The organism is Moorena bouillonii PNG (assembly GCF_001942495.1).
GTDB classification, from domain to species: Bacteria; Cyanobacteriota; Cyanobacteriia; order Cyanobacteriales; family Coleofasciculaceae; genus Moorena; species Moorena bouillonii.
Genome location: NZ_MKZS01000001.1, coordinates 6,459,076 through 6,466,243, shown reverse-complemented (window position 1 = coordinate 6,466,243; position 7,168 = coordinate 6,459,076). Strand labels below are relative to the sequence as shown.

At 41.8% G+C, this 7,168-nt stretch carries 8 protein-coding genes; 4 read left to right on the top strand and 4 right to left on the bottom strand.

What is annotated here, in order from left to right:
- The first annotated feature begins 471 nt into the window (after window positions 1–471).
- Window positions 472–1,128, top strand: coding sequence for a hypothetical protein (locus BJP37_RS26335; protein ID WP_075903286.1), 657 nt, complete (start codon window positions 472–474; stop codon window positions 1,126–1,128).
- Window positions 1,129–1,139: 11 nt separating this feature from the next.
- On the opposite strand, the gene BJP37_RS26330 is transcribed toward BJP37_RS26335, so the two are convergent.
- The gene (locus BJP37_RS26330) at window positions 1,140–1,418 is read right to left on the bottom strand and encodes a lipopolysaccharide assembly protein LapA domain-containing protein (RefSeq protein WP_075903285.1); all 279 of its coding nucleotides are present in this window, start codon (window positions 1,416–1,418) and stop codon (window positions 1,140–1,142) included.
- A gap of 236 nt (window positions 1,419–1,654) precedes the next feature.
- Between BJP37_RS26330 and BJP37_RS26325 the strand changes: the two genes are divergently transcribed.
- Window positions 1,655–2,233 carry a Uma2 family endonuclease gene (locus tag BJP37_RS26325; RefSeq protein WP_075903283.1) on the top strand — a complete coding sequence of 193 codons (579 nt, stop codon included), beginning with the start codon at window positions 1,655–1,657 and terminating at the stop codon, window positions 2,231–2,233.
- A gap of 115 nt (window positions 2,234–2,348) precedes the next feature.
- Here BJP37_RS26325 and BJP37_RS26320 read toward each other — a convergent pair whose 3' ends face one another.
- The 3 genes from BJP37_RS26320 to BJP37_RS26310 form a co-directional block, all read right to left on the bottom strand.
- A complete protein-coding gene (locus BJP37_RS26320; protein WP_075903281.1) occupies window positions 2,349–2,732 on the bottom strand; it encodes a VOC family protein in 384 nt (127 codons plus the stop codon).
- A gap of 131 nt (window positions 2,733–2,863) precedes the next feature.
- The gene (locus tag BJP37_RS26315) at window positions 2,864–3,145 is read right to left on the bottom strand and encodes a type II toxin-antitoxin system RelE/ParE family toxin (RefSeq protein ID WP_075903279.1); all 282 of its coding nucleotides are present in this window, start codon (window positions 3,143–3,145) and stop codon (window positions 2,864–2,866) included.
- Window positions 3,142–3,360, bottom strand: a complete 219-nt coding sequence (locus BJP37_RS26310; RefSeq protein WP_075903277.1) for a hypothetical protein — start codon at window positions 3,358–3,360, stop codon at window positions 3,142–3,144. Before BJP37_RS26310 ends, BJP37_RS26315 begins: the two co-directional genes overlap by 4 nt.
- A gap of 155 nt (window positions 3,361–3,515) precedes the next feature.
- Here BJP37_RS26310 and BJP37_RS26305 point away from each other — a divergent pair, with 155 nt between their 5' ends.
- Window positions 3,516–3,776, top strand: coding sequence for a hypothetical protein (locus BJP37_RS26305; RefSeq protein ID WP_075903275.1), 261 nt, complete (start codon window positions 3,516–3,518; stop codon window positions 3,774–3,776).
- A 1,523-nt stretch (window positions 3,777–5,299) separates the two neighbouring features.
- Complete coding sequence (locus BJP37_RS26290; RefSeq protein WP_158069790.1) at window positions 5,300–6,763, top strand: cupin domain-containing protein; 1,464 nt, start codon at window positions 5,300–5,302, stop codon at window positions 6,761–6,763.
- The last annotated feature ends 405 nt before the right edge of the window (window positions 6,764–7,168 follow it).

Below are 7,168 nucleotides of genomic sequence, written 5' to 3'. Positions count from 1 at the left end.
TCCCGACTCCCGACTCCCGACTCCCGATTCCCGATTCCCGACTCCCGATTCCCGACTCCCAACTCAAATGTCAAGGTTTCATAACTTGCTTTTAACATCTATCGAAGATGCTATGAAAGCATGGAGAACTGGCTAAAGGGTATGACCCCTCATGTAACTCAATCCCTTACTGGGTAAGACTATCCCAAGGTTACCCTAGGGGGCTGAAACGATTTGCCCACACCATTATCCATAGCCATTAAGGAAAGTTCATCGAGAAATCGCAAAATTTTGAAAATGAGCTAGGGTAGACATTGGCCGCAATCTAGTTTTCAATTTAGGGTTAGGTCGCCATTGACACACGAAAATTCCCCAAAACTATGGGCAAAGGGCTTATTGCCCCACGTTAAGGGTGAAATTAATTAAAAAATATGCGACCTTAGCAGTAGTGGCAATTAGTTGTAATTCGGTTCCAGTTGAGAGGCAATATTAATGAGTGATGGTATGGCATTCCTGACGGGGGCTGCCTTTGCCGGTATGGCAGCATTGTTTCTCCTCAAAGGAGGAGGCAATATGGTGGCGAATAACCTTCCCTCTTCCCAACCCTTCCAAATTTCCCCTAACAATCCCTATAATTCTCCTTACACAGATCAACCGCCAAACCAGGCTCTAGCTTCGCCCAACTTAAATAATAATTTAAATAATATCCTCAATGTTGAACAGCAGCGGCGGGACACTGAGCAGCTCAAAACTATGGTTGAGCAACAACGAGCTGAAACTGAACAGCTCAAAGCCCAACTTCACAATCAGCAGTTACTGCTAGACAATCTAACTGCTCAGGTTGATGCCAGTGTGATCAGGGCTCCTGAGCAACTAATCCCTAATCGTAAAACTAATAATGAGACGGCAAATACCCTGATGTCAGGGATACTTTGGGGACTTGGCGGTATGGCAGTAACCATTGGTGGTGGTGCCGTTGTGATTGGGGGGTTAGCCTTGCTCTCACGACCACAGCGTCCTCCTCGTACAACTTATGTGGTGCAACACCCCTACTCTGGTGTTCCTCCTTCCCTACCAGCTAGACGGCGCTCTGAGTTTATGTCTCATCAATATGATGATAGACTTTATGACCGGATGGACTACGATTAAATTCTCCAAGTCTACTCATCGTAGTATAGGTCATCCTCATAGTCTAGGATTTTCCAGGATTGTCCCAAAAGCTGCCACACTAGAGGTGCGATCGCTCCCCCAAGAAGACCAATACCAACGCTAATAGCCAAGACAACACCGATTGGTAGATCAATCGACTCGAAGACTAAAAACTTCACCGATACTTCCGTGATATTTTGGATCGAAAAAATAGCGATCGCGCCAATCCAAATAGCAACTATCAGAGATGTCAGAAGATTAGTAAGAATTCTGATTAGGGAATAGTTCATTATGGTTACTAGTTTATGGTGACTAGTTAGCTCTCTGTATTATTTTTTGTAGCACATTTGCCCATAGCATCCTTTCCTCAACCCAACCTACAAGATCGGCTAGGTGTAGGGTGGGCCAATCATTATAGTTTTACCATTTGTACAGTTATCATCGACATGCAGCCCACCCTACTGACTCGGCTGGCTTACCAACCCTGTGTCACAATTGTTGGTAAGGATAGCCCGAGGTGAGAGGGATGCTCCCACTACTCGACCAAACCACCGATCAACGCATTGTCCATGATGGCACTTGGGAACAGTTTAAGTTCATCCAGAAGGGCTTTGATGGTTCTCCTGGAGTACGGCTGTTTTACTTTGATGGAATAATCGAGATTCTCATGCCAGGACGAGAACATGAAATTTTTGCCAGTATCATCGGTTACTTAATCACAACTTTTCTGACGGAAAAGGGTATTTTCTTTCAGCCAACTCGCTCCATGACTCAAGAAAAAGAAGGCGTCGCCTCTGCCCAAGCTGATGAGTCTTATTGCATCGGTAGTGTCAAACAGATTCCCGATTTATCCATTGAAGTGGTTTTTAGTAGTGGTGGCATCAGCAAGTTAGAACGCTATCAAGCTTTAGGTGTTCCTGAGGTTTGGTTTTGGGAAGATGGATTACTAAAGCTTTATCATCTTACTGATGGTAGTTATTTCCCAATCGAGCGTAGCTTGCTACCCGGACTGAGTGAACTAGATCTTGATTGGTTTACACACTGTGTTTTGATGGCGGAAACCGATGCGGGAGAAGCGATTAGAGCGTTTCGTCGGCAGATTTAGCGTCAGCTGTCAGCTGTCAGCTGTCAGCTATGAGTTGGGTAGAGTGGGCTGCGTCATGATCGTTTCACCTTTTTATTAGTTATGATGTCCATTTGCCCACCCTACTGACTAAGCTCTAGACTGGCCCCACCACATGACTATCGTAAAAACTAATTGTGTTTCCTGAAGGTTCAGAAACATCAAAGACACTGTGAATTCGGCCTTCGCGAATTTCGCTCGGTGCATAGCCAGCCTCTTGCAGGGCGACCTGTTGAGCTTTTAAATCATCCACCATCAGATCAAAACTCGCTTGTCCTGGTGCTGCTTCAGGTTTATTTCTAAGCACGAGATGGGTTCCACCTCTCAATTCCAGTACTGCTAACTCTTGAAATTCAGCAACTTTTCGCATCCCCACAAACTCGAAGAAGTCGAGAGATTTTTTGAAGTCTGAAACATTTATGCTAACATGCCCGATCCAAATAGGAGGACGTTCATCTTGCTGTGGATTATTTGGGGTCATGGTTTTTACTCTAAAACTGTTGGATATTGTTCAAATCCCTGTCAAGTGGTGTAGGGTGGGCTGCGTCATGATAGTTTCACCATTTGAGCCGTTATGATATCCATTTGCCCACCCTACTGACTAGGGCTTCGCTAATATACTTCATCATGAGTACCTAAATTAAGCAACAAAATAGCTTCTTCTTGATCTTCTGAATTTTCGATAAATTCAAATAAAATACGGTAGCTGTAGTCAATTGAACATGACCAGATATTGGATAAATCACCTTTAAGTTTGTGGGTATGTAAGCTAGGATGAAAGGGATCTTCTGCTAACTGACGCACGGTTTTTTCAATTAGGGGTCTAAAATCTGGTCTTTTACGAATTATTCGTTTAAAACCTCTTAGGGATTGGGGTGTCCAAGCAATTTTCATGGTTGATCGAGTTCTTCTAGGAATTGATCAACTGAACCAAATGTTACTTTTCCTTCTGCTAATTCTTGGTGAATTTCTTGGATTTCTTGGGATATTATGAGTCTACGTTGTAGATGGAATCGTTTCAGAAGAGTATCGAGTAATATCTCTTGCTCTTCTAAGGACAATTTTTCAACGGTTTCAATCGCTTGCTGAAAGGCTGAGGTTTTGAGCATGCTTTCTTGATCATTTGCTGGTTTTTTCTATTTTATCTTTATCAGTCATACCCTCAACCCAACCTACAAGATCGGCGTACGCACTCAGTCAGCAGATTTAGCCGTAGGGTGGGCTGCGTCATGAGAGTTTCATCCTTTGATCAGTGATCATCAACATGCAGCCCACCCTACAAAAGCGATCGCACTACAAAAGTGATCTGATCACCTTCAACCTGATCACCTTCAACCTGATCACCTTCAACCAACTAACCTTCAACCAACTAACCTTCAACCTCATAACCCCAAAAAAAATAGCCGCAGAAATACTTTCCACGGCTAGGAATTTTCGCTTATGCACTCAATTTTCTCACCTATCCGTTCGCGTAGCGAACAGACCGGAGCCTTTGTCCAGGGGGGAAACCCCCCCAGAAATTTAAGGTGTTAACGCCAAATCCAATACCTCTTCATAATCGTAATAAATTCTCCTGGATTTCCCGTCGGTTGAAGAGGACCCCAGTCAGTAAGTTGAGCGTAGCCCAGGCCATTCAGGATATATACAGTATGGGTTATTTGCTCGCGAGACCCTTTTAAAATGTACGGAACAACGAATCCGTTTGAATTATCGTTTGAATTTGGCTGAGAGTTTTGAGACATAAACGAATAATTGTTTTTAGTTTTATAAATATAATCATAATGATTACAAAATATTTTGTCAAGGATTTTTATAATTTTATTTGTTGAGGAGTAATTGAAATAAAGGTGAGTTATCAGCGGTCAGTTATCAGCTATTAATATAATGCTTAAAATAAAGCTCAAATTGTATAATTTAATAGGTTTGATTTTGGATATATTATGAATAATATTTGGTAATTTTGTAGGGTGCGTTATGCGGTTTGGGGGATATTATTTTTTTACATAACCAAGGGTGGAAGCCGTAACGCACCATGGTATTGCTTGAGAATGGTTTGGTTTCAATTTGTATACCAATGGTGCGTTACATTTCATGCTTCGCACCCTACAAGAGCGATTGACATGCAGGTCACGCTACGCGAACGCACTCACTCAATTTTTTTTTAAATTCGAATAAATCCCATCCTAAAGAAGTTTTTTTGTTCAAAGTCAACGAATTTTACCCTGACTTTGAACAAAAATCAAAGTCGGATTTGCGTACGCAACCAGAATTTAGAGTACTCTCAAATCGACCAAGGATAACACGGCCAATAATTGAGCAATGTTTTGGGCTTATGGATATTATTCCGGGTGATTATATATTTTTGATACTATTTTTGTATTTATTTCAGTATTAATAAATACAAAAATACAGGTGTTTACCCTGTTTATGAGGTTTTCTATGAGTTTTATGAGGTTTGATATGAGGTTTATGAGGTTTTCTATGAGTTTTATGAGGTTTGATATGAGGTTTGATATGAGGTTTATGAGGTTTGATATGAGGTTTATGAGGTTTGATATGAGGTTTATGAGGTTTGATATGAGGTTTATGAGGTTTGATATGAGGTTTATGAGGTTTGATATGAGGTTTATGAGGTTTGATATGAGGTTTATGAGGTTTGATATGAGGTTTATGAGGTTTGATATGAGGTTTATGAGGTTTGATATGAGGTTTATGAGGTTTGATATGAGGTTTGATATGAGGTTTGATATGAGGTTTGATATGAGGTTTATGAGTTGAAAAATACTTTTAATTAGAGTTAATCTTTATAGTCAAGGAAGTAAACTTTCCTTGATTGAATACAATTACGAGTTGTGATTATGATCAAAAAAACTCATGCCCAAGCATGTCTAGCACATACTAACCAATCTGTTGCTGTGGGAACAGGTCAAAGTTGCTGAACAAATGAACTATCTAAGAACAGAGCCAGCTTACACCCACGAGGGGGCATGAGATTTAGTTCAAATGTTCTGCAATTGTGACATGCTCCCCACCACGCTTCCCATTACCATGAAACAAAATTACTTTCATACCCTCAGAACCCGCTTCTCCTTATTCGGGCAACCTTTTTTTCTGTCCTTTTTATCCCTAATATTTTGTTCCTTTATACTGCTTATTAACACCGGAACAGCCTATGGTGCAGGGGAATTAAACTGTGTATCCACTTACTGCCTAGATTCTTTTCCGAAAACCAGTGTGAAATATGGTACATTACTGAACAAGAATGATAGTTTAACTATCGATCTGAACCAAATCACAGACAATAAAACCTCTGGGTATTTGTATAACCTAAAAGTGGAACCTTATACGGAATGGGTAGATGATACACCTGACCCATTTCCAAATGCAGAAAAAAACGGGGGTGACCTCTCCGACTGTCTAACGGAAAATGTTCTGTTCGGTATTCAATTTGAGAGTGCCAATAATTTAAAACATGAATTAGTAGATTCCCAGCCATGCCCAGGGGAGGGTTGTAAACAAGGGTTTCAGGAGATTTATCCCCTTCAGCCTGATTGGAAGTTTAAAATTAACACACCAACTGACGTCACCAAAGCCTACATTCAAAATTTGGGGAACTGTCCTATACATGTCTTTGCTAGTCAAAATGATTCGTTGGAATTATGGTCGGGGTTTAAGACCCTTGGGGATCCTTTTGTGCATTTAGACAAAAGTGATCAGGACTATGCTCCTGATCAGGGTGTTCTAACTATAGATAGCTTAGGTCACCACAAACTTAGGAAAGTACATTATTATACTGAAGAAAACGTCAATTATCCCCTCGGTGCTCTCAATACTATATCCGCCGACACGTTTCCCGCTCTCGGTGGTGGTGTTTGGGGCGATATCATGATCATGCCCGATACTATTCGTGCCCCACACTGGCATATGACGGAAGCAGAGTCCGGTTTCTGTTACCAAGGTTACGGTAAGGTCGGGGCGATTGTCGATAAGGACACCTTTCCCTCATCAGACGGTAGCGGCTATGTAAACGATCGCATGGTTCAGGAAATTTTCATTCATCCTATGGAGATCTTCATGTTCCCAACTGGTGCTCAACACTACTTGCGGAATATCGGAACTGAACCGTTTAAATGCATCCTTTTCTTACGCCATGGCGTTCCTACTAACCCGAAAATCTTGTCCGCTATTTCTTTACAAAACGTACTTGGTCAGACTCCCCTAGGGGTCTCTGCTGCTTTCACTAATCCGAAGGATCCAGAAATCGACGTTAGTGGGTTTACGGAGCAGAAAGAACAATACGTATATGCCTCACAAATCTCTAACTATCCGAACGAAGCCTTTAAACCTAGTAAAGTAGATACCACACTCACCATAAAAAGTGCTGATGCCGACTGTACTGGGAGCACGAATGAATGGATGATGTGTTTTGATGCTATCTGTCCAAACGTAACAGCCGCACAACGGCCAGACGTCTGCGATGAATACAACGCTATGCCTGCAGCTATGGACTAACGATATCGATAGGCTTGCAAACTCTGTTTCTTTTATTTAAGCCCTCGTAAGTATTTAGACCCTCAATCCCTTATTGCCATCTCCTCACTCTTGATCGTCTTTCGCACCGCAATTGGTAACACCCCGAAAGACCAACTGGGGATGGGGATTGGGGGTTGATTATCCATAACATCACCCTGACCTTGGCAGTATCTTAAACAAATAAATTAAACCGAAGGCAAAGCCGGTTAAAGGAAAAGAATTTCACCGGGTACGGGACCAATTAACCACCGAAAATCCATAAATAAGTGGTAAACTCGACAGTCGTAATTTGTAGAGCCATTGATTGTAATAGAACTTTTTTTGGGCGCTGGGCGCATTGCGCAGCGACCTCTTATAAACAAACTCAGCGAGTGGTAGGGTGGG

Bases quoted from the DNA above. Each gene is read 5' to 3' on its own strand.
- BJP37_RS26335 (WP_075903286.1), top strand. From the start codon at position 472: ATGAGTGATGGTATGGCATTCCTGACGGGGGCTGCCTTTGCCGGTATG.
- BJP37_RS26330 (WP_075903285.1), bottom strand. From the start codon at position 1,418: ATGAACTATTCCCTAATCAGAATTCTTACTAATCTTCTGACATCTCTG.
- BJP37_RS26325 (WP_075903283.1), top strand. From the start codon at position 1,655: ATGCTCCCACTACTCGACCAAACCACCGATCAACGCATTGTCCATGAT.
- BJP37_RS26320 (WP_075903281.1), bottom strand. From the start codon at position 2,732: ATGACCCCAAATAATCCACAGCAAGATGAACGTCCTCCTATTTGGATC.
- BJP37_RS26315 (WP_075903279.1), bottom strand. From the start codon at position 3,145: ATGAAAATTGCTTGGACACCCCAATCCCTAAGAGGTTTTAAACGAATA.
- BJP37_RS26310 (WP_075903277.1), bottom strand. From the start codon at position 3,360: ATGCTCAAAACCTCAGCCTTTCAGCAAGCGATTGAAACCGTTGAAAAA.
- BJP37_RS26305 (WP_075903275.1), top strand. From the start codon at position 3,516: ATGCAGCCCACCCTACAAAAGCGATCGCACTACAAAAGTGATCTGATC.
- BJP37_RS26290 (WP_158069790.1), top strand. From the start codon at position 5,300: ATGAAACAAAATTACTTTCATACCCTCAGAACCCGCTTCTCCTTATTC.